This window comes from Corynebacterium sp. HMSC056E09 (assembly GCF_001813425.1).
Taxonomy (GTDB): Bacteria; Actinomycetota; Actinomycetes; order Mycobacteriales; family Mycobacteriaceae; genus Corynebacterium; species Corynebacterium hesseae.
Window position 1 is genome coordinate 44,344 of sequence record NZ_KV812490.1, and the last position, 24,548, is coordinate 68,891.

The 24,548-nt window shown below is 61.4% G+C and carries 22 protein-coding genes; 10 read left to right on the plus strand and 12 right to left on the minus strand.

Annotated features, from left to right (window positions below; all coding sequences use genetic code 11):
- Window positions 1-9: 9 nt before the first annotated feature.
- Together HMPREF2912_RS03190 and HMPREF2912_RS03195 are read right to left on the minus strand one after the other, a co-directional pair.
- On the minus strand, window positions 10-1,734 hold the full coding sequence (locus HMPREF2912_RS03190; RefSeq protein ID WP_070596506.1) for a CYTH and CHAD domain-containing protein: 1,725 nt from the start codon (window positions 1,732-1,734) through the stop codon (window positions 10-12).
- 110 nt (window positions 1,735-1,844) lie between these two features.
- Window positions 1,845-2,708 (minus strand): DUF2786 domain-containing protein, encoded by an 864-nt coding sequence (locus HMPREF2912_RS03195; protein ID WP_246816455.1) that lies wholly within the window; start codon window positions 2,706-2,708, stop codon window positions 1,845-1,847.
- Window positions 2,709-3,119: 411 nt separating this feature from the next.
- Here HMPREF2912_RS03195 and HMPREF2912_RS03200 point away from each other — a divergent pair, with 411 nt between their 5' ends.
- The 4 genes from HMPREF2912_RS03200 (at window position 3,120) to HMPREF2912_RS03215 (ending at window position 8,483) form a co-directional block, all read left to right on the plus strand.
- The gene (locus HMPREF2912_RS03200) at window positions 3,120-4,457 is read left to right on the plus strand and encodes a glutamine synthetase family protein (protein WP_070519741.1); all 1,338 of its coding nucleotides are present in this window, start codon (window positions 3,120-3,122) and stop codon (window positions 4,455-4,457) included.
- A gap of 7 nt (window positions 4,458-4,464) precedes the next feature.
- Window positions 4,465-7,524, plus strand: a complete 3,060-nt coding sequence (locus HMPREF2912_RS03205) for a bifunctional [glutamine synthetase] adenylyltransferase/[glutamine synthetase]-adenylyl-L-tyrosine phosphorylase (protein ID WP_070596504.1) — start codon at window positions 4,465-4,467, stop codon at window positions 7,522-7,524.
- Window positions 7,525-7,699: 175 nt separating this feature from the next.
- Window positions 7,700-8,017, plus strand: coding sequence for a hypothetical protein (locus tag HMPREF2912_RS03210; RefSeq protein WP_070519746.1), 318 nt, complete (start codon window positions 7,700-7,702; stop codon window positions 8,015-8,017).
- A 34-nt stretch (window positions 8,018-8,051) separates the two neighbouring features.
- Entirely contained in the window at window positions 8,052-8,483 is a 432-nt protein-coding gene (locus HMPREF2912_RS03215) for a hypothetical protein (protein WP_227485674.1), read from the plus strand.
- Between the two features lie 162 nt (window positions 8,484-8,645).
- Here the strand turns inward: HMPREF2912_RS03215 and HMPREF2912_RS13305 are convergent, their stop codons facing one another.
- Both HMPREF2912_RS13305 and HMPREF2912_RS03220 read right to left on the minus strand, forming a co-directional pair.
- On the minus strand, window positions 8,646-8,777 hold the full coding sequence (locus HMPREF2912_RS13305) for a hypothetical protein (RefSeq protein WP_256375366.1): 132 nt from the start codon (window positions 8,775-8,777) through the stop codon (window positions 8,646-8,648).
- A gap of 15 nt (window positions 8,778-8,792) precedes the next feature.
- Complete coding sequence (locus tag HMPREF2912_RS03220) at window positions 8,793-10,094, minus strand: MFS transporter (protein ID WP_070683201.1); 1,302 nt, start codon at window positions 10,092-10,094, stop codon at window positions 8,793-8,795.
- A gap of 38 nt (window positions 10,095-10,132) precedes the next feature.
- Between HMPREF2912_RS03220 and thrC the strand changes: the two genes are divergently transcribed.
- The 5 genes from thrC (at window position 10,133) to HMPREF2912_RS03240 (ending at window position 13,836) form a co-directional block, all read left to right on the plus strand.
- A complete protein-coding gene (gene thrC, locus HMPREF2912_RS03225; protein WP_070683202.1) occupies window positions 10,133-11,578 on the plus strand; it encodes a threonine synthase in 1,446 nt (481 codons plus the stop codon).
- 4 nt (window positions 11,579-11,582) lie between these two features.
- The gene (locus HMPREF2912_RS12980) at window positions 11,583-11,735 is read left to right on the plus strand and encodes a hypothetical protein (RefSeq protein WP_167595809.1); all 153 of its coding nucleotides are present in this window, start codon (window positions 11,583-11,585) and stop codon (window positions 11,733-11,735) included.
- Between the two features lie 55 nt (window positions 11,736-11,790).
- A complete protein-coding gene (locus HMPREF2912_RS03230; protein ID WP_246816456.1) occupies window positions 11,791-12,576 on the plus strand; it encodes a S1 family peptidase in 786 nt (261 codons plus the stop codon).
- Window positions 12,577-12,593: 17 nt separating this feature from the next.
- Window positions 12,594-13,124 (plus strand): NUDIX hydrolase, encoded by a 531-nt coding sequence (locus tag HMPREF2912_RS03235; protein ID WP_070683203.1) that lies wholly within the window; start codon window positions 12,594-12,596, stop codon window positions 13,122-13,124.
- Between the two features lie 130 nt (window positions 13,125-13,254).
- Entirely contained in the window at window positions 13,255-13,836 is a 582-nt protein-coding gene (locus tag HMPREF2912_RS03240; protein ID WP_246816457.1) for an META domain-containing protein, read from the plus strand.
- A 35-nt stretch (window positions 13,837-13,871) separates the two neighbouring features.
- On the opposite strand, the gene HMPREF2912_RS03245 is transcribed toward HMPREF2912_RS03240, so the two are convergent.
- Both HMPREF2912_RS03245 and glnA read right to left on the minus strand, forming a co-directional pair.
- The gene (locus HMPREF2912_RS03245) at window positions 13,872-14,840 is read right to left on the minus strand and encodes a TDT family transporter (protein ID WP_083312482.1); all 969 of its coding nucleotides are present in this window, start codon (window positions 14,838-14,840) and stop codon (window positions 13,872-13,874) included.
- A 222-nt stretch (window positions 14,841-15,062) separates the two neighbouring features.
- Window positions 15,063-16,496, minus strand: a complete 1,434-nt coding sequence (gene glnA / locus HMPREF2912_RS03250) for a type I glutamate--ammonia ligase (protein ID WP_070530146.1) — start codon at window positions 16,494-16,496, stop codon at window positions 15,063-15,065.
- 128 nt (window positions 16,497-16,624) lie between these two features.
- Here glnA and HMPREF2912_RS03255 point away from each other — a divergent pair, with 128 nt between their 5' ends.
- Window positions 16,625-17,059, plus strand: a complete 435-nt coding sequence (locus tag HMPREF2912_RS03255; RefSeq protein ID WP_070520142.1) for an RDD family protein — start codon at window positions 16,625-16,627, stop codon at window positions 17,057-17,059.
- Window positions 17,060-17,186: 127 nt separating this feature from the next.
- Here the strand turns inward: HMPREF2912_RS03255 and HMPREF2912_RS03260 are convergent, their stop codons facing one another.
- The 6 genes from HMPREF2912_RS03260 to gcvP all read right to left on the minus strand — a co-directional run bounded on the left by HMPREF2912_RS03260 (window position 17,187) and on the right by gcvP (window position 24,493).
- Window positions 17,187-17,972 (minus strand): DUF4191 domain-containing protein, encoded by a 786-nt coding sequence (locus HMPREF2912_RS03260; protein WP_070596486.1) that lies wholly within the window; start codon window positions 17,970-17,972, stop codon window positions 17,187-17,189.
- A gap of 42 nt (window positions 17,973-18,014) precedes the next feature.
- A complete protein-coding gene (gene lipA, locus HMPREF2912_RS03265) occupies window positions 18,015-19,088 on the minus strand; it encodes a lipoyl synthase (RefSeq protein WP_039676162.1) in 1,074 nt (357 codons plus the stop codon).
- A 109-nt stretch (window positions 19,089-19,197) separates the two neighbouring features.
- Complete coding sequence (gene lipB / locus HMPREF2912_RS03270; protein WP_070596484.1) at window positions 19,198-20,004, minus strand: lipoyl(octanoyl) transferase LipB; 807 nt, start codon at window positions 20,002-20,004, stop codon at window positions 19,198-19,200.
- A gap of 70 nt (window positions 20,005-20,074) precedes the next feature.
- Window positions 20,075-20,467 carry a glycine cleavage system protein GcvH gene (gcvH, locus tag HMPREF2912_RS03275; RefSeq protein ID WP_070683208.1) on the minus strand — a complete coding sequence of 131 codons (393 nt, stop codon included), beginning with the start codon at window positions 20,465-20,467 and terminating at the stop codon, window positions 20,075-20,077.
- A gap of 42 nt (window positions 20,468-20,509) precedes the next feature.
- Entirely contained in the window at window positions 20,510-21,622 is a 1,113-nt protein-coding gene (gene gcvT / locus HMPREF2912_RS03280) for a glycine cleavage system aminomethyltransferase GcvT (RefSeq protein ID WP_070596482.1), read from the minus strand.
- A 3-nt stretch (window positions 21,623-21,625) separates the two neighbouring features.
- Window positions 21,626-24,493: an aminomethyl-transferring glycine dehydrogenase gene (gene gcvP, locus HMPREF2912_RS03285; protein WP_070683210.1), complete on the minus strand. Its 2,868-nt coding sequence runs from the start codon at window positions 24,491-24,493 to the stop codon at window positions 21,626-21,628.
- Between the last annotated feature and the right edge of the window lie 55 nt (window positions 24,494-24,548).

A 24,548-nucleotide genomic window follows, 5' to 3' on the forward strand; every position in this document is an offset into this window, starting at 1 on the left:
GCCGGCGGCTTAGCGCAGCTTCTTGCGCAGCGGCTTAAACGCGGACTTGATGGCTTTAAAGCTGTCCGAGTAGGCGTTGAGTGCTTCCAACCCGATGACGCGCTCGCGCTGGTAGAGCAGGCCATAGCCGAAGGTATCCTCGCCCCGCCGGCGTGCGGTTTCTGCCAATTCGAGCAACTTATCGCGAGAGGTCACGGAATCCTGGAAGTCTCCCAAGACAGATTGCATCTGCTTGCAGGCCTTGTAGAGGTTCTTGGTCTTTAGCGTGGTGGCTGAACCAGCGGCCTCAGCTGCATAGCGCAGTTTCTTTGCGGCCTTGCGCATATCGTGGAAGTACTCTTCACGCTCGTGCAGCGTCAGCTCGGTGTTATCCCAGTTGGAGATAGCCTTCTTGTGGCGCTTGACCAGCTTGTCATAGGCCTGCTTGAGGTGCAGCGCCATCACCGTGTCAAGATCGTGGGACTCTTCTTCATCGCGTTTGGCGTGCTTCGGCGCATAGTCCTTCGCTGCGTCCTGCTGCTCAGATGATTCAGCGGAAACTGGAGCAGCGGAATCAGATTCCACCGCACCGTTGTCCCCGGCGCTGGTGTCTTCGTCAACCGAAGCATCCTCGGCGGCGACTGGTGGGTTGGAAAGGAATGCGTCGAGCGCATCGAGCAGAGCCAGGTACTGATCAGAATCGAGAGCAGCGATGACACGACGATGCGCGCGGCGGTAAGCGCGGCCCATATCGTGCGCGATGTGTTCGCGGGTGGCTTCATCAAGCACATCGGAGTCCTCGGAGGCGAGGAGGTTCTGCCAGCGCTCTTCCACGACCTCGGCGTCACGAGCAACGCCAAGCATGGCCGCAAGCTCCTTGAGATCGGACTCTAGGCGCTTGATCTCGGGGCCCACGACAATGCCGTGGAAGGTTTGAAGGTGGCTGCGCAATTCGCGGGTAGCAACGCGCATTTGGTGCACGGAATCCCACTCATCACGGCGTACCCGCGGATCAAACTCGACGAGCTTATCCCGATTAGCTCGCAGTGCTTCCACGACTGCCGCCGCGGGTGAGCCGGGTTCCACGTTAGACGTTGCGAGTGCTGGGGGAAGCTCGACATTGTTGATGGACTGTCCCAATGCCGATTTCAGCTTGGACGGTGAGGAGGAAACCCGCGCACCAGAACTGATCAACAGGGAAGTGGCATGCCGCAGTAGCGCGCTGCCCTCCTTCGTGCCGGGCAGTTCTCCTGCGAGCTCTACTTCCCACTCGCGCCACGTGCTCTGAGAGCCACCTGGTAGGAAAGAGAAGGCGGTGACATGGTCATCGCAGAACTCAGCGACAGGCTGCTCGTCCGCGTTGACGAGGAGCAACTCGGTGCGGTTGTTGTCCACTTGTGCAATGGGCTCGAGCGGGTGGTTACGGATCACCGAACGAACCTGGTGGAGGAGCTCGGCAGGGACTTCGTACTTGCCGTCGACGGGTTCACCGAGTTCGGCTCGGATTTCGGTACGACCTTCCGCGCCGGGAATTTTGATATGCCAGCCATCGTCATTTCCACCGGTGCGGCGCCGCAGCGTGATCTTCGCGTGAGTAAGGCGGAGATCCTCAGTGTCGTAGTAAATCGCCGACAACGAGTGGTGGCGAGTTTCTGCGACTCGGGCTACCTCATCGAGGCGGGCGAGATCTGGTACCGGGGTGGTTTCATCCACGGCGAACTTGGCTTCGATTTCAAGAAACGTCTTTGGAGACATGTACACACCTTCGTCGGGGAGCGAAATGATAAAAGAGGAGGTATAAAACCTCTGCACTGCCTTCTAGGTTACCTGGCTAATAGTGCAAATGTGCCAACCCTTGCTGGGTCTTAACCGGTGAGTTGGCGGCGCCCACCCAGGCCCGAGGAATCACCACCCAGGTGGGATTTCTCCGCGGCTGTTGCACCTGCGGACATCCCTGCGTGGTTCCTCATTGCTAAGGAGATGGTTCGCGAATTAGGGAAGAGGTGATCAGCTAGTGTTTCTGCCTTATGTCTGCGCACTTCTACCGCTGATAAAGATCGCTGAGCGAGGGCTACGTCGTCTTTCCTTTTGGCGTTGCTGCCCGCAGCCGAGTCTGCCTGTTTCTCGTCGTGAGGCGCCAATGAGGCGTTCGCTTCCTCCAAAAGCTCGCCAATGCGGGTGGCGTAGGCCAGAATGAAGCTTCGACGAAACGACGCCACATTGCCGAGTAATCGCGCGTTGTCGGCAGCCTCCCCATGGGTCATGTGCCATTCGCACTGCCGCAGGAGGGAAGCGAAAAGGTCGCTGACATGATAGATGTCCGCCTCGGCACCAAAGACGGTGATAATTCCCTTGGGGTGAAGCTTGAGGACGGTGCATCCATTTTGATCCGCGATGACGCTAAGAAGTGTGGTCTTGTGGTTGATATAGGGCGCGCTGATACGGATGCGTGTGGACACCACCGTGTCCGGGGATTCGGCGAGTGCCTCATCGAGACGGTGTCGTTGTTGAAGGCTTTGTGCTTTGGCAATGAGCGCGCTGGCTTCCTCTTCATAAGGAGTGGATTCTGCCTTTCGCAGAAGCTGGGTGATCTTGTTGCGGATCCGATTCTCTTTGCTGTCTTGGTTTGCTCGAGAACTAGTTTTCTCTGCAGTGAGCACGTCAACGTCACGCAGCGGGGGCAAGGCGGTAGTAGCGTCAATCAGCCGTATGAGGTCATCGGTCGACATAGTCATCGAGTTAGGTGGGGAGACGCTTAACCATTCCTTGCGCAGCGCAGTAGAATTAATCTGCGCGGGAATACGAGCGGCGGCACGATAAATAAGAGGGTGGCAAAAGCTGCCTAGGACGTGGAGTAGGTCCTTGGGTGACCACCCTTGACAGGCAGCTTGGCTAATGAGCTCAAGTCCTCGTGAGCTTAAGGTTCCGTGGTGTGCGTTCATGGCTGTTCCTAATTCAATCCTATGGGTACATCTGTTCGGTTGTGAGGTCATTCAAGCACGTGAAGTTGACATCTGTCCTAAGAGTCGAAAAAATTTGCCCCCGAGATACTCTTGTCAACTGGGGGAATAGTTGGCGGGGCGGGGGCAAAAGATGCAACTCCCGCCGTTACTTGGGCCCGCGGCGGTAGGGTTTAGAACATGAACAGCCAACACGAATTCGTCCTTCGTACAGTTGAAGAACGCGATATCCGCTTCATTCGCCTTTGGTTTACTGACATCTTGGGGGCGCTGAAATCGGTGGTAATGAGCCCCTCAGAGTTGGAATCTGCCTTCGAGGAAGGTGTTGGCTTCGATGGTTCCTCGGTGGAAGGGTTCTCCCGCATCTCAGAGGCCGACACTATCGCAATGCCGGACCCTTCAACCTTCCAAATCATGCCCTTTGACAAGGAGGAACCGGAGCTTCTTTCGGCGCGCATGTTCTGCGACATTACCCAGCCCGATGGGCAACCTTCTCTGGTGGACCCACGCCACATTCTGCGCCGTCAGGTTACTGAGGCTGCCAATGAAGGGTTTACGTGCAAGGCTTCTCCTGAGATTGAGTTTTATCTCTTGGAAGACGCCCGCGATATCAATACCCTGATTGCCACCGATAACGGAGGCTACTTCGACCAAGCCACGCACGATAATGCCCCGAGTTTCCGGCGCCGGTCGATGTACGCGCTGGAATCCATGGGCATTGCCACGGAATTTAGCCACCATGAAACCTCACCTGGGCAGCAGGAAATCGATCTACGCCATGCCGACGTGCTGTCCATGGCAGACAACATCATGACTTTCCGCTACCTCATTAAAGAGGTGGCCTCCCAGCAAGGAGTGCACGCCACATTCATGCCGAAGCCATTTGAGCATCGCTCGGGCTCGGGCATGCACACGCACTTGAGCCTTTTCGAGGGAGATTCCAATGCTTTCCACGACCCCGACGATGAGATTTCACTTTCCAGTACGGGGCGGCAGTTTATCGCCGGCATCCTTGAACACGCTGTGGAAATGACCGCAATCACCAACCAGTGGACCAACTCCTACAAGCGCCTGATGTTTGGCAGCGAAGCCCCGGGATCAGTGACGTGGGGAATCTCCAACCGTTCGGCGTTGGTTCGAGTTCCTACCTATCGTCTTTCCAAAGAAATGTCGCGTCGCGTTGAAATCCGTTCACTAGATTCAGCGATGAACCCCTACCTGGGCTACGCGGTGTTGCTTGCCGCTGGCCTGCGTGGAATCAGGGAAGGCTATGAGCTTGGTGATCCCGCCGAGGACGACGTCCATCAGCTGACCCGTCGTGAGCGCCGCGCGATGGGGTACAAGGATCTGCCAAGCAGCTTGGACCAGGCGCTCCGTGAATTCGAGCGCTCTGAGTTTATGGCGGAAGTCCTAGGAGAGCACGTCTTTGAGTACTTCCTGCGCGCCAAGTGGGATGAGTGGCACGAGTATCAGCAGCAGATCACCGCATTCGAGTTGCGCAACAACCTGAATTTCTAGGAGAAGCATGCGTCCAGCATCTGTACCGTCCCCGGCAATTCTTGGCCTTACCCGGCCAACTGCTGCGGAGGACTTGTCCCGCCTTGGGTGGGATAATCCTGAGTCCCTTGAGCTGCTGTGGACCCTGGCCGCAGCCGGTGATCCCGATATGGCCCTCAATACGTTAATGAGGATCATCGAGTCAGCGCCTGAGATTGGCCCGGCGATGCGTGAGGACGAAACCTTCCGGGTACGGTTGATGGCCCTGTTGGGCGGCTCCTCTGCGTTTGGTGATCACCTTGCCGCCCACCCAGAGACCTGGCGCGAGCTCCAGCGCCCGCTGCCGACTCCCACGGAAATGCTGCACACCTTGTTGGAAGAGGTAGGCGCGGAACCGGCAACGTACGCCGAGCCGCCCACTCGTCCTGATACCGCGAGCCCCGATCTGACCTCTCCCGGTACATACCGGGCGGCTCCTGGCGACCACAAGGCATCGCTCAAGGTGGCTTACCGGACGCTCATGATGCGCATCGCCGCTCATGACCTCGCAGGGACTTTCCATTCGCGCAAGGGACAGTCACGGCCGCAGCCGCGGGTGGGTTTCCGTGAAGTCACGCGGCTGACGACGGCCCTCGCTGACGCCTCCTTGACGGCAGCGCTCGCCGGTGCTGTCCGAGTGGTCTACGAGGATCAGCCACTCGATGCGCAGCTGGCAGTCATCGCGATGGGTAAGTGCGGTGCAGGCGAATTGAACTACATCTCCGACGTGGACGTGATCTTCGTGGGCTCGGAGGCAACGCCACGGATCACCCGTCTCGCGTCAGAATTCAATCGAATCGGCTCGGCGTGCTTCTTTGAGGTCGACGCCAACCTGCGCCCGGAAGGCAAATCTGGTGCGCTGGTCCGAACTTTGGATTCGCACGTGGCCTACTACAAGCGGTGGGCGGAAACGTGGGAATTCCAAGCCCAACTAAAGGCGCGGCCACAGACCGGCTACCTGCCCTTGGGCACGGACTATCTCGACCAGATTGGGCCCATGGTGTGGACTGCATCGCAGAGGGAATCCTTCGTGGAAGACGTCCAGGCTATGCGCCGTCGAGTGCTGGACAACGTCCCGGAGGATATGCGCCTTCGCGAACTCAAACTCGGTGAGGGCGGTTTGCGGGACGTGGAATTCGCCGTCCAACTGTTGCAATTGGTTCATGGCCGCTCAGATGAATCGCTGCGTACGCTGGCGACGGTCGATGCCCTCGCAGCGCTCGTGCGCGCCGGGTATGTCGGACGCGAGGACGGCACCCAGCTCATCGAGGCTTATGAGTTTCTCCGCTTGCTCGAGCACCGCCTCCAGTTGGAGCGCTTCCGCCGTACCCACACATTGCCGGAAAAAGATGACCTCACGGCGCTGACGTGGTTGGCCATCAATTCAGGATTTCACCCACAGGGGCATCAATCAGCAGCGGATCGGATGAACGCCCACCTGCGGAAGATTCGCCTGCTCATCTCTGAGCTGCACTCGCGCTTGTTCTACCGCCCGCTGTTGAATTCCGTGGCGTCAATGTCTGCGGATGAGCTTAAATTGTCGCGCGAAGCAGCGCTTTTGCAGCTGGCAGCACTTGGCTATCGCCATCCAGATCGCGCCTTCGAGCACCTCACCTCCCTGGCGGCCGGGCAGTCGCGCAAGGCCCGTATCCAGGCCATCCTGCTGCCGACGTTGATGGAGTGGCTCTCAAACACGGCCGATCCAGACATGGGCCTGCTGAATTATCGCAAGCTGTCGGAGGCGGCCTACGACCGAACGTGGTTCCTGCGCATGCTTCGTGACGAAGGCGTCGTCGGCCAGCGCCTCATGAAGATTTTGGGCACCTCGCCATTTACATCGGAGCTCATTATCCGCGCGCCGGACGTCGTTAAGCAGCTCTCCGATGGCGCGGCAGGGCCCAAGCTATTGGAAACCAAACCGGCGCAAGTTTCCTCCGCCTTGATTAATTCCACCAAGCGTCACGCGGACCCTGACAAAGCCGTGTCGGTAGCCCGAGCCCTTCGCCGCGCGGAGCTGGCGCGGATCGCTGCCGCGGATCTGCTGGGATTTTTGCCGGTCCAGCAGGTGTGCTTTGAGCTGTCCACCATCTGGAATGCAGTGCTGGAAGCCGCGCTGCGCGCGGAAGTCAGGGCCTGGAGGCTGGAGAACGATGACGCCGAACCACCAGCCCGCATCGCCGTGATTGGAATGGGTCGGCTCGGCGGCATGGAGCTGGGCTTTGGCTCGGACGCCGATGTCATCGTGGTCGCCGAGCCAACGGAAGACAATGCCGAAGAGGAAGCCCTGCCGTGGGCAATTGGCATTATCGAAAAACTGCGCCGCCGCTTGGCAAAGCCTTCCGGGGATCCGCCCTTGGACGTTGATTTGGGCTTGCGCCCAGAGGGGCGGTCGGGAGCGGTTGTGCGCTCGATCGAGTCCTATGAGCGTTATTATTCGCAGTGGGGCGAACCCTGGGAGATGCAGGCACTACTCCGCGCGGCTTTCGTGGCGGGGGACAAAGACGTCGGGCAACGTTTCCTCACCATGGTGGATGCCTTCCGCTATCCACCGCAGGGCGTAAGCGAGAAGACCATCCGCGATATCCGCAGAATGAAAGCGCGCGTTGATAACGAGCGTTTGCCGCGCGGCGCTGACCGCAATACCCATACCAAGCTGGGGCGCGGCGGGTTGACCGATATCGAATGGACCGTCCAGCTGCTGCAGATGATGCATGCTCACGACGTGCCGGCGCTCCATGATCCCTCCACGCTGCGCGTTCTCGACGCCCTCGAGGAGAGCGAGGTCATTCCAGTCCAGCAAGTGCGGGAGCTGCGGGAGGCCTGGCTGTTGGCCACCGATGCCCGCAACGCCCTAGTACTGGTGCGTGGCAAGCGCGTGGACCAGCTTCCGGCACCGGGCCCTCAACTGGCGCAGGTGGCTGGTGCGGCCGGCTGGGAGCCCGAGCACAACCAACAATTCCTAGAGCACTACCTCAAAGTCACCCGGCACGCCCGGAAGGTAGTCGACGAGGTGTTTTGGGGTGAGACTGAGTCATTCGAGCACGATTAGTAGAGCACAGCGAGGAGAGGCGTTTATCCTCCCTGACCCGCACCCTGAGTTAACCCGGATCTATCCCTGAACTTAACGCACGCCCCTGTTCAATCAGGTGATTAGCCGTTAGCCTTAGGCGGAAGTGAACAGATAGTGTCCCGCGCCCTTTAAGGAGCCCGAAAAGGAGAACACCATGAGCCTTAATCTTTCTCTCGACCTCAACGCTGCCACGCTTGCTGATCTCGATGCATTCTTATCCGCGGCCCGAGCCGCCGGGTGCGATCCCGCCGCCGCGCTGAGCGTGGAGGGGACGGTGATGCGGTTGGACGTCGACAAGCCCCGCGTTGTCCCTCCTGAGCCGAAGCCAGAGACCCCACGCCGCAGCAGCCTCGATCGCTCCGTAGCGGAATCAACTATCCGGTCCATCATTGATGCGCTGTCCGAGCGCCTGGATTCGCCGCATCCCCCGCGCGGTACCTCTTTTGGGACCTTTGGCCCTGGCGCGGATTAAGCCGGCGGTGTGAGAAAAGTCTAAGGTTGTGGCCGTGAAGTCCAAGCAGTTTATCGCCGTGTGGGTCCTCGTTGTGATCGCTGTCATCACCGCCGTCGGCGCAGGCTGGTGGGCCACAGAGCGGCACCAGGTGCCGGAGGGCGCGCTGACCGTGGAGCAGGTGGTCAACGGTGGCGTCCCACAGGATCAGTCGGTTGATGTCCAACTCGACCCTGCTGAAAATGACCGCATTGTTTCGCTGGCAGAGGCACTGGGGATCCCGTCGGAGTCGGTTCCTCGCGGCCTCTTGTCGGTGGCATCAGACAGGTACCGCTCCCGCCAGATCCTCGAGACTGATCTCAAGAAGGCCGTGGAGGCGGGTGCAATTACGAAAGATGATGCGAAGGGTGTGCTCGCCGCCTTTGACGCCGGGGTCGTCGCCCCGGTGGATGGCCCGATTCTCGTGGAATCGACCCCGGCCGAATAACCCGATGAACTAGCCCGGCTGGGGTGCCGGCGCGAACACACAGGGACTGGCAGGTGATACGCAGTCAACGGGGATCTGCCTGGCAGCCGCGGCTCTTAAGCTCACACGCACAGATAACGAATCGATAAAGGTTGGTGCGTTGAGGTGGAGAAACAACGAAAACTACGCGAGCTGCTCAGAACCGCCTTGGGGGTGAGCATTGCCGTCCTCGTACCAATTGGCGGTGGGCTCGGGGTCTTCGAAGTGGCCAATTCGGTACCCCTTGAGACGGCGTTGAGCGCCGCGGCCCTTCATTAGCCCAGCCCTGAACTAACCAACCTGCACGATGGTGACGTGCGGGCCGCCGTCCCCGCCGCGGCTGCGCAGGATGTGCGTGATGAGAACCCCCACGATGCCAATGCACCACACGCCAAAGACTGCCCAAGCAGCGAGCCGGAAGTCATGGAAGGGGTAGTCGGGCCCATTACCCAAGTGATCGAGAACCATGCCGACAAGCTGGGCGCCGATGACCGTGGCGATGAAGCCTCCCATATTGGCCAGGCCCGTCGCCGTGGCGACGACAGTGCGGTCGAGGTTTTCACGGACAATGTCGAAACCGTAATTTGCCACCGGTGTGCACAGGGCTACCAGGCTGATGAGGATGAACAGCGAGAGATAGCTGCCACCGAAGAGGAAGAACAGGGCCCACACCGCGCAGTGGGTAGCCACAAACCCTAAGGCGAGCCACGGGCGGAAACCGCTGGCCCTGGAGGAAAGCTTGCCGTGCAGTGGGCCGACGAGCACCATGCACACGCTAAACCACGTCAGGATCCAGCCGGCGCTAGTCTTAGAAAAATCCATGCCTGCAGTCATCAGCGGCACGCCCCATAGCATGACGAACACGTTGGTGGCCCCCAGGCCGATCCAGTGAATAAAGAATGCCTGCCAGGCTACGGGGGAGAGGAAAACTGTGGATAACAGCGCTGCTGTGCTTTCCGGCTTCGCGTTAGGTTTTTCTTTCGGCTTGGGCACGATGCCGAGGGATTCTGGGGAATCCGCAACCGCCACCGCGGCCGCAACGGCGATGAGGATGCCCACTGCACCCAAGCTAACGAAGGCCATGGTCCACCCACCCCAGCCCAGCAGCATGGCGAAAGGAAGGGCGGACAAGAACTGGCCCAGCTGCCCAAGCGACGAGGTGACCTGAGTGAACATGGGGGTGCGGTGCAGCGGGAACCAGTAGGGGAGAATACGCATCACGGAGAGGAAGGCGGTGGCATCGCCCGCGCCGATGAGCAGGCGGGCGGCGATGGCTACCCAATAATTGCTGGTGAAGCCAAGGAGTACCTGACCCACGCCCATGATGACGGAACCAATGACGAGCAGGCGCCGCGGCCCGAACTTATCGATGAGCATCCCGGTAGGGATCTGCGCCAGCGAATAGATACCCAATTGCACCGCGGTGAACACGGCAATGCGGGAGGCGTCGACCTCGAAGCGATCGATGGCTTCGAGGCCCGCCACGCCAAAGGACGTGCGGCCGGTCATCGCCACGATATAGACCAACACCGCAGCCACCCACACAGAGAGAGCCTTCGTGGTAATTACATTGCGTGGATGAGGAACCGACATGGCTGATACTTTACGCGTCACCAACTAAGATGCAGGGGGTGAAGTACATTTCGACCCGCGATACCGCCCGCCAGCCCGCTGCCTTTACGGATATCCTCCTTGGAGGTTTGGCCCCTGATGGTGGGCTCTACCTGCCGGAAACCTATCCCCGCATTGATGACGCCACCCTTACCCAGTGGCGCCAGACCTTGGCTGAAGGCGGCTACGCGGCCCTGGCCGCGGAGGTGCTCAAGCTCTTCGTGGACGATATTCCTGCAGAGGACCTCGAGGGGATTGCCCAGCGCGCCTACACCTACCCGAAGTTCGACGATGAGGAAATCGTCCCCGTCAGCGAACTGGGGGAGGGCCTGTACATTGGTCACCTCTCTGAAGGGCCGACGGCCGCCTTCAAGGACATGGCCATGCAAATGTTGGGCGAGCTCTTCGAATACGAGCTGGCCCGCCGTGGCGAAACCCTCAACATCCTGGGTGCTACCTCGGGTGACACCGGTTCCTCGGCGGAGTACGCCATGCGCGGTCGCAAGGGCATCCGCGTCTTCATGCTGACCCCGGCCGGGCGCATGACGCCCTTCCAGCAAGCCCAGATGTTCGGGCTGGATGACCCGAATATCTGCAATATCGCCCTCGACGGCGTCTTTGATGACTGCCAGGACGTGGTCAAGGCGGTATCGGCCGACGCCAACTTCAAGGCCGAGAACCGCATCGGTGCGGTCAACTCCATTAACTGGGCCCGCCTCATGGCGCAGGTGGTCTACTACGTCAACTGCTACCTCAAGGTCACCACGGAGAACACCGAGAAGGTCTCCTTCAGTGTGCCCACCGGCAACTTTGGTGATATCTGCGCCGGCCACATCGCCCGCCAGATGGGCCTGCCCATCGACAAACTCATCGTCGCAACCAATGAGAATGACGTGCTCGATGAGTTCTTCCGCACCGGCAGCTACCGCCCGCGCTCCTCGGAGCAGACGTACAAGACGTCCTCGCCGTCGATGGATATTTCCCGTGCCTCGAACTTCGAGCGCTTCGCCTTTGACCTGCTTGGCCGCGATGCCGCACAAATCAAGGATCTGTTTGGCACGAAGGTGAAGGAAGGCGGGTTTAACGTCGACAAGCAGGCGCTCGACGCCGCCCACGCAGAGTACGGCTTCCTGTCTGGTTCCTCCACCCACGCGGACCGCCTCGCCACCATCAAGGATGTCCACGAGCGCTACAACGTGCTGGTGGATCCGCACACTGCCGACGGCATCAAGGTTGCCCGCGCAGTCAAAGATGAGTACGGCGTTGACACTCCCATCGTGTGCCTAGAAACCGCGCTTCCGGTGAAATTCGCGGAGACCATCTCGGAAGCCATCGGCAGCGAGCCGGAGGTGCCGGAGCGTTTCGCTGGAATCCTGGAAGCCGAGCGCCACGTCACCGATCTGCCCAACGATGCGGCGGCGGTGAAGGATTACATCACGCAATACATCAAGAGCACGGAGGTTTAAGCCAATGGCACAGGAACAGTTCTCGGGTCCGGAGTATTTCACCGAGTTTGACCCGGAGAAGTTCATCCGTGACATGAAGCAGGTCGCTGAGATGGAGAAGGAAAACAAGGATCACAAGGCGGACCCGGGTGAGGCTGCATCCGCTCAGGAGGACTAGGCCTTGCCTTCTGGTGGTGCTCAGCGCGACTGCGCTGGCAGTGGCTGGATGCTCAATGCCTACGGGGGTTGACTCCGTTCCCGAAGCTGCCTCGAGCACGTCCGAGTACACCACTATGACGCCGGCTCCGCCGCAGACGCATACGCCCGATGCCTCCCCAGTGCCGCCAGGCGCGGCGCTCGACATTTCTGCTATGCAGCCCGTTCCCGGCGAAGCCTTTGACTTCAACCTTTGCACGGTGGCGTGGAGCTTTGTGCTTGACGACGCCCGTACCATCGCCGTCACCGCCTCCCATTGCGGTGAGCCGGGGGATACGGTGTGGGCGGGCGCTGCGGATGGGGAATTCGTGTACCCAGCGGAGCCCGTCGGCACCATCATCTATTCCGATCTCAGCTCACCTGACACACACCAGCTCGACTTCGCTTTGGTGGAGATCACGCGGCAGGCGGAGTTTTATGTCCCGCAGGACATGCCTACCAGCGTGGTCGCTGCGGGGCAGGAGGAGCTTCCGGATGAGGTGTGCAAGCTGGGGCGCATCACAGGAGAGACGTGCGGACCGCTAATACATGGAGAAAGCCACGGGAAACTCCAATTTGGCGACAGAACGGTAGACACCGTCTCGGCGAGTGCCCGAGTCTGTTCCACACATGGTGATTCCGGGGCGCCGGTCTTTGGCGCGCCGGGCAGCCCCTTTGAAGGCGTGATCGTCGGGGTTCTGTCGGGGACGACGGAAGCCGCGGCAAGCAGTCAAGGCTGCGCCGACGGGTCTGAGGCGGAGATGTCCTTTACCGCTGCCTCCGACATCGAGGCACTCCTGCCGGAGATTCTGGAGCGGGTTTAGGCGCTAAGATTAAACCCATGCCGACTCCTGATTTTATTGTGTCCCTGCGTGAGAGAATCGGTCACGAGCAGCTCTTCCTTCCCAGCGTGACCGCGGTTATTGTGCGGGCGGTTCCTACCGGTTCTGCGATATGGGAGCTGCCTTCAGTGCTGCTGGCCCAGCGAGCCGATAATGGCACGTGGGCTCCCATTTCCGGTATTTGTGAGCCTGGCGAGGAAGTCACGACGACCGCGTTGCGTGAGCTCAAGGAAGAGGTGGGGCTCGACGGTCGTATCGAAGCGCTCCTCGGCGTCGGTCAGGTGGGCCCAGTGGTCTGTCCCAATGGGGATAAGTGCATCTATATGGATACTTCCATCCGTGTCTCCGTTCCGGATGATGCGGAGCCGGTCGTCTCCGACGAAGAGAACCTTGCCGCGCAGTGGTTCTCGGTGGCGCAGATGCCGACGTCTGTCAGCGCGCGCCACCGCATGATCATCGGGGATGCCGTGGCGCAGATGAAACACCCGCAGGGCTTCCGTCCGCGGATGGGCTACGTTAAGCGCAACTAAAATCCCAGTTCGGAGGTCTTTTCTTTGAGGTTTGTCCGTGGGCTGGGAATCGTTGGAGTTACCGCAAAGTATCATCAGAAACGCATGAAATGGGTTGATGTTGCCGGCGGTGCTCGATAGCTTCGGGGTCATGATTTCACGCACACTGAAGAAAGTAACCACTGCAACTGCGTTCGTCGCCCTCGCGGGCGGCGTCCTGGGTGCCGGTACTGCCGGTGCGCAGGAACCATCCTCCGCTGACTCCGTGAAGTCCAGCCAGATTCAGGAGCTGAGCTCGCGCCTGTTCGGTGACTCCTTCTCCTCCTCCACGAAGCCGGAAGCTCCGCAAGAGACTGGCTTGATTGAGAAGTACGAGGACATCGACGGTCTGCAGGAGAAGCTGCCGGCTGATGAGGCCCAGAAGGTCCTCAACGGCACCTTCACCGCCAAGAAGAACCCGGCGATTTCCGTGACCTTCAACGAGGACGGAACTCTAACCTACGATGACGGCTGCAACTCTGGCGGCGGCAGCTACAAGCTTGATCAGACCGATGCCATCGTGGCGGAGAACCTTAACTCCACGATGCGTGCCTGCGCCCCGGATGAGATGGCTGATGCCGATGCACTCAACGCCATCCTCTCCGCCAAGCCAGTTGTCTTCCCCGTAGAGGGCAACACCTTTGCGCTGGGCAGCCAGGGCCAGGTCATTCAGTTTGAGAAGGCCGAGAACTAAGGTTTCCTAAGCATCCAGATTTTCGCGTGGCGGGGCTAGTCCGAGACTGGGCTGGCCCCGCTTCGCTGTGCGCGCCGGCCTTCGATGAGCCAGCTAACGAAGCGGCAGGAGCAGGCAGACCAGTGCGCGATGAGGAGCAACGGGATGCTGAGCGCGATGACGTCGAGAAGCTCCGAGCCATTCACTAGGGCTACCTGGTGCCCGCCCATGCTGACTGTCCCGGGCGGGAAGGTGCAGGCCCACCATGCGGGCGAGTAGTCCACCCAGCGAGCCACATTGGGGTAGAAGGTGATCATGGCATAGAGCGCGAGGGGGACGGCGATGACCATGGCGGTCAGCCCATAATAGACGGAAACATGACCGGGGTAGAGGATCTGCATCGCGGTGGTGGATTGGCCCACCACGCCCAGCGGAACCCAGGCGGTAGCTGAGTTGGCTCCGGAGAGATTGACCTTGCCGTGCCAAGCGGCCCAGTAAACGCGGATGAAGATGGGGACCGCGGTAGAGATCGACATGATGAAAAGAATGGTGCCCATGACGTGGTAGGCATGCCCGTAGTCGAGGGCAAGGAAGCCAGCCACGGAGGATGAAATCATGGGACCGACCAGCGGCAGGCCCCAGGTAAAGCGCGGCTGGCCGTCGAAGCGGGTGAGCTGAATAGCCCACGTGATGACGGTGACGGGTCCGCCGATCCAGAAGCCCACTAAGCGGAAGGTTCCGATATCCGTCAACCCGGACAGCGCTGCGCCAAGAGCCAGGATGCCGATGAAGTACATCGACCATTCAGCCATCGAGGTTCGCGCGAAGCTGGGCTGACGGTATAGCGCAAAGCCAACCGTCAGCACGAGGAGAATAATGCAGGATAGCGCTGCGAAGACGGCGGAGCCTGTCAGCATGCCCTCCTCAACGAGCAGCCGGGAGACGATGGAGGTTCCCATGAGGCTGCCGCCCCATGCGGGCCCGGGCGGTGGCAGTTGGCGGAATCTGTCAGTCACAGCTGGAATGGTAGCCATCCCACTGCATTTCGGCCCCATTGATCCGCATAATTGGGCCGTGAGATTGCACCCTGTTGCGCTCGGCAGTAGGGGAGGGCACACAGGATGTGCGTGGGCGGTTGACTTCACCGTCGGCAGCGATGCTCACTGCGTGATACGACGACGGGCCCCGACGGTTCATGCGAATCGTCAGGGCCCGGATCGGATTCAGAGCAGGCTCAGAGCTAGGCTCTAGCAGTCGTAGTACATCTCAAATTCCTGCGGAGTCGGACGCAGGCGGACCGGCGCAATCTCGTTCTCGCGCTTGTAGTTGATGTAGGTCTCGATGAGGTCCTCGGAGAAGACATCGCCCTCGGTGAGGAAGTCGTTGTCTTCCTCGAGTGCTGCGATGGAGGCCTCCAGGGAGGTCGGTGCCTGCGGGATGGAGGCGGCCTCTGCCGGCGGCAGCTCGTAGAGGTCCTTGTCCACCGGAGCGTGCGGCTCGATGCGGTTCTTGATGCCGTCGAGGCCCGCCATCATCATGGCAGCGAAACCGAAGTAGGGGTTGCCCGACGGATCCGGAGCGCGGAACTCGATGCGCTTGGCCTTCGGGTTGGAGCCGGTGATCGGGATGCGGATGGCAGCCGAGCGGTTGCGCTGCGAGTACACCAGGTTAATCGGCGCCTCGAAGCCCGGAACCAGGCGGTGGTAGGAGTTCAGGGTGGGGTTCGTGAACGCCAGCACAGCCGGTGCGTGGGCCAGGATGCCGCCGATGTAGTAGCGAGCCATGTCGGACAAACCGGCGTAGCCAGCCTCATCGTGGAAGAGCGGCTTGCCGTCCTGCCACAGGGACATGTGGGCGTGCATACCGGAACCATTATCGCCCGCCAGCGGCTTGGGCATAAAGGTTACGGTCTTGCCGAACTGTTCCGCGGTGTTTTTGATGATGTACTTGAAGGTCTGAATATCATCCGCCGCGTGCAGCAGGGAGTTGAAGCGGTAGTTAATCTCGTTCTGGCCGCTGCCCACCTCGTGGTGGAAACGCTCGATGGTGAAACCAGCCTTCTGCAGCTGCTCCACCATGGCATCGCGGACCTCGCCGTGCTTGTCGACGGGTGCCGTCGGGAAGTAGCCGCCCTTCACGCGAGTCTTGAAACCGGTGTTCGGGGTGCCGTCGAAGTTGGTCTCAGAGCCGCGGTTCCACCAGCCCTCGTCGGTATCAACCTCGTAGAAGCCGTTGTGGACATCGGTGCCGTAGCGAACGGAGTCAAAGATGTAGAACTCAGCTTCAGCGCCGAAGTTACAGGTATCCGCGATGCCGGTGGAGGAGAGGTATTCCTCGGCCTTGCGCGCGATGTTGCGCGGGTCGCGGCTAAAGGGCTCCAGGGTGAACGGGTCGTGGACGAAGAACTTGATGTTCAGGGTCTTCGCGGTGCGGAAGGGGTCCACGAAGGCAGTCTTCGGATCCGGCAACAGCGTCATATCGGACTCATCGATGGTGGTGAATCCGCGGATGGAAGAGCCATCGAAGGCGAGGCCGTCGGCGGCTGCGTCTTCAGTAAATTCCTCGGCCGGAATAGAGAAGTGGTGCTCGGTGCCGGGGACGTCCGTAAACCGGATGTCAACGAACTTGACGTCCTCTTCCTTGATGAATGTGATGACGTCCTGGATTGTCTCAAAGGACACGGTGGTCTCCTGTTGGTTGACGTGTAGTACTCCCGACTAGTTTACAGGTATTGGCTGCATCACTGGGACGCGTGGGCACCTGAAGGCAAAATTTCTGCTCGGGATGGACGGCGGCTAGATTGGTGGGCATGGCAGATAACAACGATGGCATCGGGTCGGGGCAGTGGCCTGGGCAGGCATTGGGCTTGCCCAAGGAAGGGCCAGGTGCCCTGGCATCGGTAATGCGGCGTACGTTCGGCGTGTTAATTGACTGGATTTTGGCCATGATCATTGCCAACGTTCTCGAGCTCTTCACCGACAATCTGGGCGGTCCCGCCTTCCTGGGTTATGCAGTGTGGGTAGTCATGGGCATCGTGTGCGGGTGGCTGTTCGCCCGCACCCCGGGCATGGCGTTGCTCGGTATGGGCGTGGCGCGCCTCGACGTGCCAGGCACTTCCGTCGGCCTGTGGCGTGCGGTGGTCCGTACTTTGCTGACCGCCGTGCTGTTTCCCGCAGCGATGGTCGACGCCGACGGCCGCGGCCTCCACGACCGCGCCACCGGCACCGCCGTCATCATGGCCTAAGGCTGTTGGGACCAGCAATAAAGCTGCTGGGGTGCGTGAGGCAACAAGGCCGGGGGCTTCGAAGGCAACGTAAAAGGTCCCTTCCGAACTCTCGGAAGGGACCCTTGATGTGCTTGGAGCTAGTGGCTTATTTGCCGCCCTTGCGCTCCTGCATACGGCGCATACGGCGGTTCATGCCCGCCATGTTCTGAGCCTGGCGGGGCATCGGGCCCTTGGGCAGACCCGGGGTGGTGCCTGGCAGATCATCCATAGCCTCGATGCGGCGAATGTTGTCGTAGGTTTCGTTCTTGTTGTAGTTGCGCGGCAGCTTCATAATGTGGCTGCGCAGCTTAGACACGGGAACCTCGTCCTCGCCATTGCCCACGAAGACCTCGTACACCGGCACGCCGCCGGCCATACGGTCCACGCGCTTCTTCAAGCGGTTAAGAGTAGGGCCGACGCGCTTGCGGTCGCCCTCGACGACGAAGATGACGCCCGAGTTGCCGATAACGCGGTGGATAAGGTCCTGCTGGCGGGTAGCGGCCACACCAGTCTTGACCTTCCACACCACACCGACGGTGTTGCGCAGCTGCTGCTCCAAGGCCCAGCCGGCGGCGCCAGGCTGATCCTCCACCTTCTTGTACATATCGCGCTCGAGTCGGCGGGTAAACAGGAACATGGCCAGGATGGCGCCGATGCCCAAGCCCAGGATGAGCATGAACCACTGGCCGTTGAAGAGCGTGCCGATAAGGAAGAAGAGCAAGCCCATGCCCAAGAATGCAGCCAGCATGATGGGGATGAGCGCCTTGTCCTGCTTGCGCTGCATGTTGAACGCTTGCCACATCTGTGACCAGTTCTGCTTGCGCTGGGCGCGCTTTGCTGCGCGCTCCTGCTTCTTCGCTTCCTTCAGCGATGCCTTGTCGTCGTTAGCCATGGCTCCTACTTTAGAGGTCAGAGGGTCAAAAAGAGAATCGAACTAGCGAATAGTGGACGCCGCAGAGTTCGGGTTCGCTGCACCAGCCGGGGTCTTAACCATGCGCGTGGTCACCGGAGTCTCCTCGGAGGGGCCGTACTTCTCCAGAAGCGTGGAGGCCTCCTGGGCAGTAGCACCCTGGGAAGTCTCCGCCAAGTGCTTCAGGTTTTCCGGCAGCTCGAGACCGCGGGCCTCCATAGCCTGCACGTAAAGGCGGCCAGCGCGGTAGGAGGAGCGCACCAGCGGGCCGGACATGACGCCGCCGAAGCCCAGTTCCTTGGCCAGCTTGGAGTGCTCCACGAACTCCTCTGGGCGCACCCAACGCTCGATGGGGTGGAAGCGCGGACCGGGGCGCAGGTACTGGGTAATCGTGATGATGTCGCAGCCGACCTCGCGGAGATCGCGAAGGGCTTCCTCGATCTCCTCGGCGGTTTCACCCATGCCCAGGATGAGGTTGGACTTGGTGATCAAACCAAACTCGTGAGCCTGGCGGATGACGTCGAGTGAACGCTCATAGCGGAAGGCCGGGCGGATGCGCTTGAAGATGCGCGGCACCGTCTCCAGGTTGTGGGCGAAGACTTCGGGGCGGGCTTCAAAAACCTCTTGGAGCAAATCCGGCTTACCGGAGAAGTCCGGGGTGAGGTTCTCCACGCCGGTGTGCGGGTTGAGCTCATGAATCTTGCGCACAACCTCGGCGTAGAGCCAGGCGCCCTCGTCGGGAAGATCATCGCGGGTCACGCCGGTGATGGTGGTGTAGTTGAGATCCATCTCCTGGATGTTCTCGGCCACGCGGCGCGGCTCGTCGCGGTCCAATTCCTCCGGCTTGCCGGTGGCGATATCGCAGAAATCGCAGCGGCGGGTGCACTTGTCACCGCCGATGAGGAAGGTAGCCTCACGCGATTCCCAGCACTCGTGAATATTGGGGCAGCCGGCCTCCTGACACACGGTGTGTAGGGAAGCTCCGGATACGCGGGATTTCATGTCCTCATAACCCGGTCCGGTGCGAACCTGGTTGCGGATCCAGCGTGGCTTCTGTTCGATGGGCGACTCCGCATTTTTCTTCTCAATGCGGAGCATCTTGCGTCCTTCAGGCTTAACAGTCACGGAACCTCACTTTACGCGTTAGAGTTAGCTCTTCCTAATACAAGTCCTGCGAGAGCCGGGTTTATTCCACCGAGGGTATCTTCTACTTTCCCTCTGCTGCTTTGCGGGCTTGGCGTGCCTTCTCGTTGGCCACCTTGATGGGATCAGGCGCCGAGGCGAAGGTGTGGTCGGCCACGGTGAGTTCACCTGAGAGGGCTTTGAGGAGGGCGTCGAGAAGCGGCGCTTCCGCTTCCTGAATGGTGACCTCGCGGCCAAGCTCCAGCGAGAGGGTTGACACGTCGGCATCGTCGATGCCGCAGGCTACGATGTGCTCGTAGTACTCCAGGGTATTGGTGCAATTGAGGGCGAGGCCGTGCATGGTTACGCCGCGGGTAACGCGGATGCCTAGCGCACCCAGCTTGCGGTCGCGCTTCGGGGCGGCCGGATCGGCGGCGCGGGTGGTGGACGGAACCCACACGCCCGAGCGGCCATCGATGCGCCCGGCGGTGCTCACACCGAGTTCGCGGACGGCCTGGATGATGGCTTCCTCAAGGCGGCGGACGTAGTCAACGACGTCGACCGGCTCCGCCAGCTTAATGATGGGGTAGACAACCAGCTGGCCCTCGCCGTGCCAGGTGATACGCCCGCCGCGGTCGACGTCAATGACCGGCAGGCCGTTATCGGGCATATCCTCCGGCTGCGTGCGCTTGCCGGCGGTATAGACGTTGGGGTGCTCAACCACGAGGATGACATCACCCTGCGTGCCTGCCGCCCGCGCTGCGGCGAGCTCGGCCTGGAGATCCCAGGCCTCTTGGTAGCCCATGCGGCCCAAGCGGCGGATCTCCAGTGGCTCGTCGGAAGCGCGAATAGAGCGGTTGGCGGGAAAGAAAGGTTCGCGGGGAGCAGTCATGGATACCCATGCTAGTCCCCGCGAAGATTCAGCCAGACAGGGGCTGAATGCGCGCTGTTCAAGCGCAGATTTAGGCCACGCCGTTGGCGGAGGCGTACTCCTCAGCAGTCATCAGCTCGCCGGCTTCGGTGACCTCGACCTCGAAGAGCCAGCCCTCACCGAAGGGATCGTTGTTGATGACGGCGTAGTCATCGTGCACATCCTCGTTGACGGCGGTGACGGTGCCGGTGACCGGGGAGTACAGGTCAGACACGGACTTGGTGGACTCCACCTCGCCGCAGGTCTCGCCGTGCTCAACGGTGTCACCCACAGCAGGCAGCTCGGCGAAGACAACCTCACCCAGGCGGTCGGTGGCCACGGAGGTGATGCCGACGCGGACGGTGGAACCGACGACGGAATCAGCAGCTGCGTTAATCCACTCGTGGTCCTCGGAGTAGGAAAAATCGGAAGGAAGATTAGCCATGAGAAGGGATGTCCTTTCGGTAGATGGATTCAGTAGTGGAGTTTACTTCTCGCGCTTGTAGAAGGGCAGCGCGGACACTTCGAAGGGGTAGCGCTTGCCGCGGATGTCGATCTCCACGGCGTCGCCGGCCTCCAAGCCTGCGGCGGTATCGATGAGCGCGAGCGCGACAGGGTGGCCCAGGGTGGGGGAGGGCTGGCCGGAGGTCACCGTGCCTACCTTGTTCTCACCAACGAAGACCTCCGCTCCGGCGCGCGCGGCGCGGCGCTGCGAGGAGACCAGGCCGGTAATAACGGCCTGCGGGCCTTCTTCGGCGCGCTGGCGCAGTACCTTTGCACCCACGAAGTCCTGCTCCTTCTTGGCAAAGGCGCGTGACATGCCGGCCTCCACCGGAGTGATATCACGGGTGAGCTCGTTGCCGTAAAGCGGCATGCCAGCTTCCAAGCGCAGGGAGTCGCGCGCGGCCAGGCCGCAGGGCTTGATGCCGTACTCCTCGCCGGCCTTGAGCAGCTCCTCCCACAGTTCTGGGGCATCGGAGTTGTAGACGATGAGCTCGAAGCCGTCCTCGCCGGTGTAGCCGGTACGGCAGATGAAAGCGTACTTGCGCGCCACCTTGCCGGTCATGGCGGCGTAGTAGGGAAGGTCCATCACTGCCTGTTGCTTGGTGTCCTCCACCAGCGGGACGAGGATCTCCAGCGCCTTCGGGCCCTGGACAGCAATCATGGCCACATCGCGGGACTCGTTCTTCAGGTCTACGTCGAAGCCCTCGGCGCGCTCGTTGAGAGCCTCCCACACGGTATCGGCGTTGCCGGCATTCGGCACGACGAGGAACTTGGTCTCCTCCAAGCGGTAGGTGATGAGATCATCCATGATGCCGCCATCCTCGGCGCAGATCATGGAGTACTTTGCCTTGCCCACCTTGAGGGGAACCAGGTTGGAGATGAAGCAGTAGGACAGGAACTCGGCGGCGTCCGGGCCGTTGACCCAGATTTCACCCATGTGGGACAGGTCGAAGAGGCCCGCAGCATTGCGCACTGCGCGGTGCTCCTCAAGCTCATTGTCATACTTCAGCGGCATCTCCCACGGCCCGAAGGGCGTGAAAGTGGCGCCGAGCTTCTCATGCTCAGCATGCAGCGGGGAGTGCAGGTAGTCAGTCATTGATTAAACCTCCTGGTTCTCGTCGGAGTAGTCAAAAGCCTCTGGCGGCGGGCAGGTGCACACCAGATTGCGGTCACCATAAGCCTCGTCGATGCGGCGCACCGGCGGGAAGTACTTGTTGGCGCGCAGCGAAGTTACCGGGTAGGCGGCCTGCTGGCGGGTGAAGGAGAAGTCCCACTCGTCGGCCGCGACGGATTCGGCGTTGAACGGTGCGTGGTGGATGACGGAGTCCTCGTAGGCCACCTGGCCGTCGATGATCTCCTGGATTTCGGCACGGATGGAGCGCATGGCTTCGATGAAGCGGTTCAGCTCACCCAGGTCCTCGGACTCGGTGGGCTCCACCATAAGGGTGCCGGCCACTGGGAAGGAGAGGGTCGGCGCGTGGAAGCCGTAGTCCACGAGGCGCTTGGCCACGTCGGCGGCGGTGACGCCGGAGGCGTCGGTCAGCTCGCGCAGGTCAAAGATGCATTCGTGAGCCACCAGGCCGGCATTGCCCGTGTAAAGCACTGGGAAGGAATCCTTCAGGCTCTGTGCCAGGTAGTTTGCGCCGAGGATGGCGTGGCTCGTGGCGTCGGTCAGACCCTGTGCACCAATCATGGCCAGGTAGGACCAGGAAATTGGCAGCACGCCGGCGGAACCGTAGCGCGATGCGGTGGACGGCACGCCGGTGGTCTCCGCAGTCGGTTGCGAGGGATCCAGCTTGGGATCATTGGCATCGGCCGGCAGGAAGGGCACCAAGTGCTTGGCGACGCCCACCGGGCCCACACCCGGGCCACCGCCGCCGTGCGGGATGGTGAGGGTCTTGTGTAGGTTCAGGTGGGACACATCGCCGCCGAAGGCACCCGGACGGGCCCAACCGGCTAGCGCGTTCATGTTGGCACCGTCGATGTAGACCTGGCCGCCGGCCGCGTGAACCTTGTCGCAGACCTCGCGCACCTCGGGGTCGAAGACGCCGTGGGTGGAGGGGTAGGTAATCATGATGCCGGCGATGTGCTCGCCATGCTGCTCAATCTTGGCGTCGAGGTCGGCGAGGTCAATCGAGCCATCGTCGGCGGTCTTGACCACGACGACGCGCAGGTTGGCCAAGGTGGCTGAGGCCGCATTGGTGCCGTGCGCGGAGGCCGGGATGAGGATGACATCGCGGCCGTGATCGCCGTTGGCCACGTGGTAGCGGCGAATGGCCAGAAGGCCGGCCAGCTCGCCCTGGGAGCCGGCGTTGGGCTGGATGGAGACCTGGGCGTAGCCGGTAATCTCGGCGAGCCAGGACTCGAGTTCGTCGATCAGCGCGCGCCAGCCCGCGGTGGTCTCCTCCGGGGCATACGGGTGGATGCCGGCGAATTCCGGCCAGGAGATGGGCTCCATCGCGGCGGTGGGGTTGAGCTTCATCGTGCACGAACCCAGAGGGATCATCGTGCGGTCCAGGGCCAGGTCCTTATCCGCCAAGGTGCGCAGGTAGCGCAGCATCTGGGTCTCGGAGTGGATGGAGTTGAAGATCTCGTGCCGCAGCGGGGCCTCGGCGCGCTGGACGGAGGACGGAATCTCGAAGGAGCCAGACGCGGCTGGCTCGGAGTTAGCGGAGGACTCGGCGCCGAAGGCGGCGGCGAGGATGTTGACATCCTCGCTGGTGGCGGACTCGCCGAAGGAGACCGAGACTTTGTCCGAGCCGATGGCGCGCACCAGGTAACCCTGCTCCTGAAGCTGGGTCTTGATGGCGGCGGCATCCACGCCGGTCACGGTCACGGTGTCGAAGAAGTCGCGGGAGACAATCTCCTTGCCCGCGTCGGTGACGGCCGCAGCGAAAGCAGAAGCGCGGTCGTGGACGCGTTGCGCGATGGCCTTGAGGCCCTCAGGACCGTGGTACACCGCGTACATGGAGGCCACGTTGGCTAACAGAGCCTGGGCGGTGCAGATGTTGGAGGTCGCGCGCTCGCGGCGGATGTGCTGCTCACGAGTCTGCAATGCGAGGCGGTAGGCGGGGCGGCCGGCGGCGTCCTTCGACACACCCACGATGCGGCCCGGCAGCTGGCGCTTGAGCTTGTCCGTGACGGACATGAAGGCCGCGTGCGGGCCGCCGAAGAAGAGCGGCACGCCGAAGCGCTGCGAGGAGCCGAGGACCACGTCCGCGCCCATCTCACCGGGGGCTTCCAAGAGAAGCAGCGACAGGGGGTCAGCCACGACGGCGGCAAGAGCGCCGCGGGTGTGGAGCTCTTCGATGGCGGCGCGGGGGTCGACGATATCGCCCTCGGTTCCGGTGTAGGCCAGAACGGCGCCGACGAGGTCTTCGCCGACGATGCCATCGCGGACATCAGCAATCTCGACCTCGAGCTCGATGGCTCGGGCGCGCTCGGCAGCGACGGCGAGAACCTGCGGGTGCAGGCGGGAATCGAGCAGCACGCGGCGGCCCTTCTTCACCGCGCGGGCCATGAGGCCGACGGCTTCGGCGGTGGCGGAGGCTTCGTCGAGAAGCGAGGCGTTCGCGATGGGAAGACCGGTCAGGGACTCAATCATGGTCTGGAAATTGAGCAAGGCTTCGAGACGGCCCTGCGAAATCTCCGGCTGGTAGGGCGTGTATGCGGTGTACCAGCCGGCATCCTCCAGCAGCCCGCGGCGGATGACCGCCGGGGTGAGGGTATCGGAATAACCCTGGCCGTAAAAGGACTTCAGCACGACGTTCTGGGAGGCGTACTCGCGCAGCTTCGCCTGCGCGTCATCTTCGCTCAAAGCCTCCGGGAGGTTCAGCGCCTCGGTGGCGCGGATGGAGGTGGGCAGGGCGGCGTCGACGAGTGCCTCCACGCTGTCGTAGCCCACTGCCTTGAGCATCGTCTCACGCTCGGCCGCATCAGGCCCGAGGTGGCGAGAGATGAAATCCATGTGTTTTATCTCCTTTGTGGCGTTAGATTGTGTGACCTAAACTGCCCCCAAGTAT

Bases quoted from the DNA above. Each gene is read 5' to 3' on its own strand.
- gcvP (WP_070683210.1), bottom strand. From the start codon at position 24,493: ATGGATTTCATCTCTCGCCACCTCGGGCCTGATGCGGCCGAGCGTGAG.
- HMPREF2912_RS03230 (WP_246816456.1), top strand. From the start codon at position 11,791: ATGCCTACGGGGGTTGACTCCGTTCCCGAAGCTGCCTCGAGCACGTCC.
- HMPREF2912_RS03260 (WP_070596486.1), bottom strand. From the start codon at position 17,972: ATGGCTAACGACGACAAGGCATCGCTGAAGGAAGCGAAGAAGCAGGAG.
- HMPREF2912_RS03200 (WP_070519741.1), top strand. From the start codon at position 3,120: ATGAACAGCCAACACGAATTCGTCCTTCGTACAGTTGAAGAACGCGAT.
- gcvT (WP_070596482.1), bottom strand. From the start codon at position 21,622: ATGACTGACTACCTGCACTCCCCGCTGCATGCTGAGCATGAGAAGCTC.
- HMPREF2912_RS03190 (WP_070596506.1), bottom strand. From the start codon at position 1,734: ATGTCTCCAAAGACGTTTCTTGAAATCGAAGCCAAGTTCGCCGTGGAT.
- HMPREF2912_RS03240 (WP_246816457.1), top strand. From the start codon at position 13,255: ATGATTTCACGCACACTGAAGAAAGTAACCACTGCAACTGCGTTCGTC.
- lipA (WP_039676162.1), bottom strand. From the start codon at position 19,088: ATGCTCCGCATTGAGAAGAAAAATGCGGAGTCGCCCATCGAACAGAAG.
- HMPREF2912_RS03235 (WP_070683203.1), top strand. From the start codon at position 12,594: ATGCCGACTCCTGATTTTATTGTGTCCCTGCGTGAGAGAATCGGTCAC.
- HMPREF2912_RS03210 (WP_070519746.1), top strand. From the start codon at position 7,700: ATGAGCCTTAATCTTTCTCTCGACCTCAACGCTGCCACGCTTGCTGAT.
- HMPREF2912_RS03220 (WP_070683201.1), bottom strand. From the start codon at position 10,094: ATGTCGGTTCCTCATCCACGCAATGTAATTACCACGAAGGCTCTCTCT.
- HMPREF2912_RS12980 (WP_167595809.1), top strand. From the start codon at position 11,583: ATGGCACAGGAACAGTTCTCGGGTCCGGAGTATTTCACCGAGTTTGAC.
- HMPREF2912_RS13305 (WP_256375366.1), bottom strand. From the start codon at position 8,777: ATGAAGGGCCGCGGCGCTCAACGCCGTCTCAAGGGGTACCGAATTGGC.
- HMPREF2912_RS03195 (WP_246816455.1), bottom strand. From the start codon at position 2,708: ATGTCGACCGATGACCTCATACGGCTGATTGACGCTACTACCGCCTTG.
- lipB (WP_070596484.1), bottom strand. From the start codon at position 20,004: ATGACTGCTCCCCGCGAACCTTTCTTTCCCGCCAACCGCTCTATTCGC.
- HMPREF2912_RS03205 (WP_070596504.1), top strand. From the start codon at position 4,465: ATGCGTCCAGCATCTGTACCGTCCCCGGCAATTCTTGGCCTTACCCGG.
- gcvH (WP_070683208.1), bottom strand. From the start codon at position 20,467: ATGGCTAATCTTCCTTCCGATTTTTCCTACTCCGAGGACCACGAGTGG.
- HMPREF2912_RS03255 (WP_070520142.1), top strand. From the start codon at position 16,625: ATGGCAGATAACAACGATGGCATCGGGTCGGGGCAGTGGCCTGGGCAG.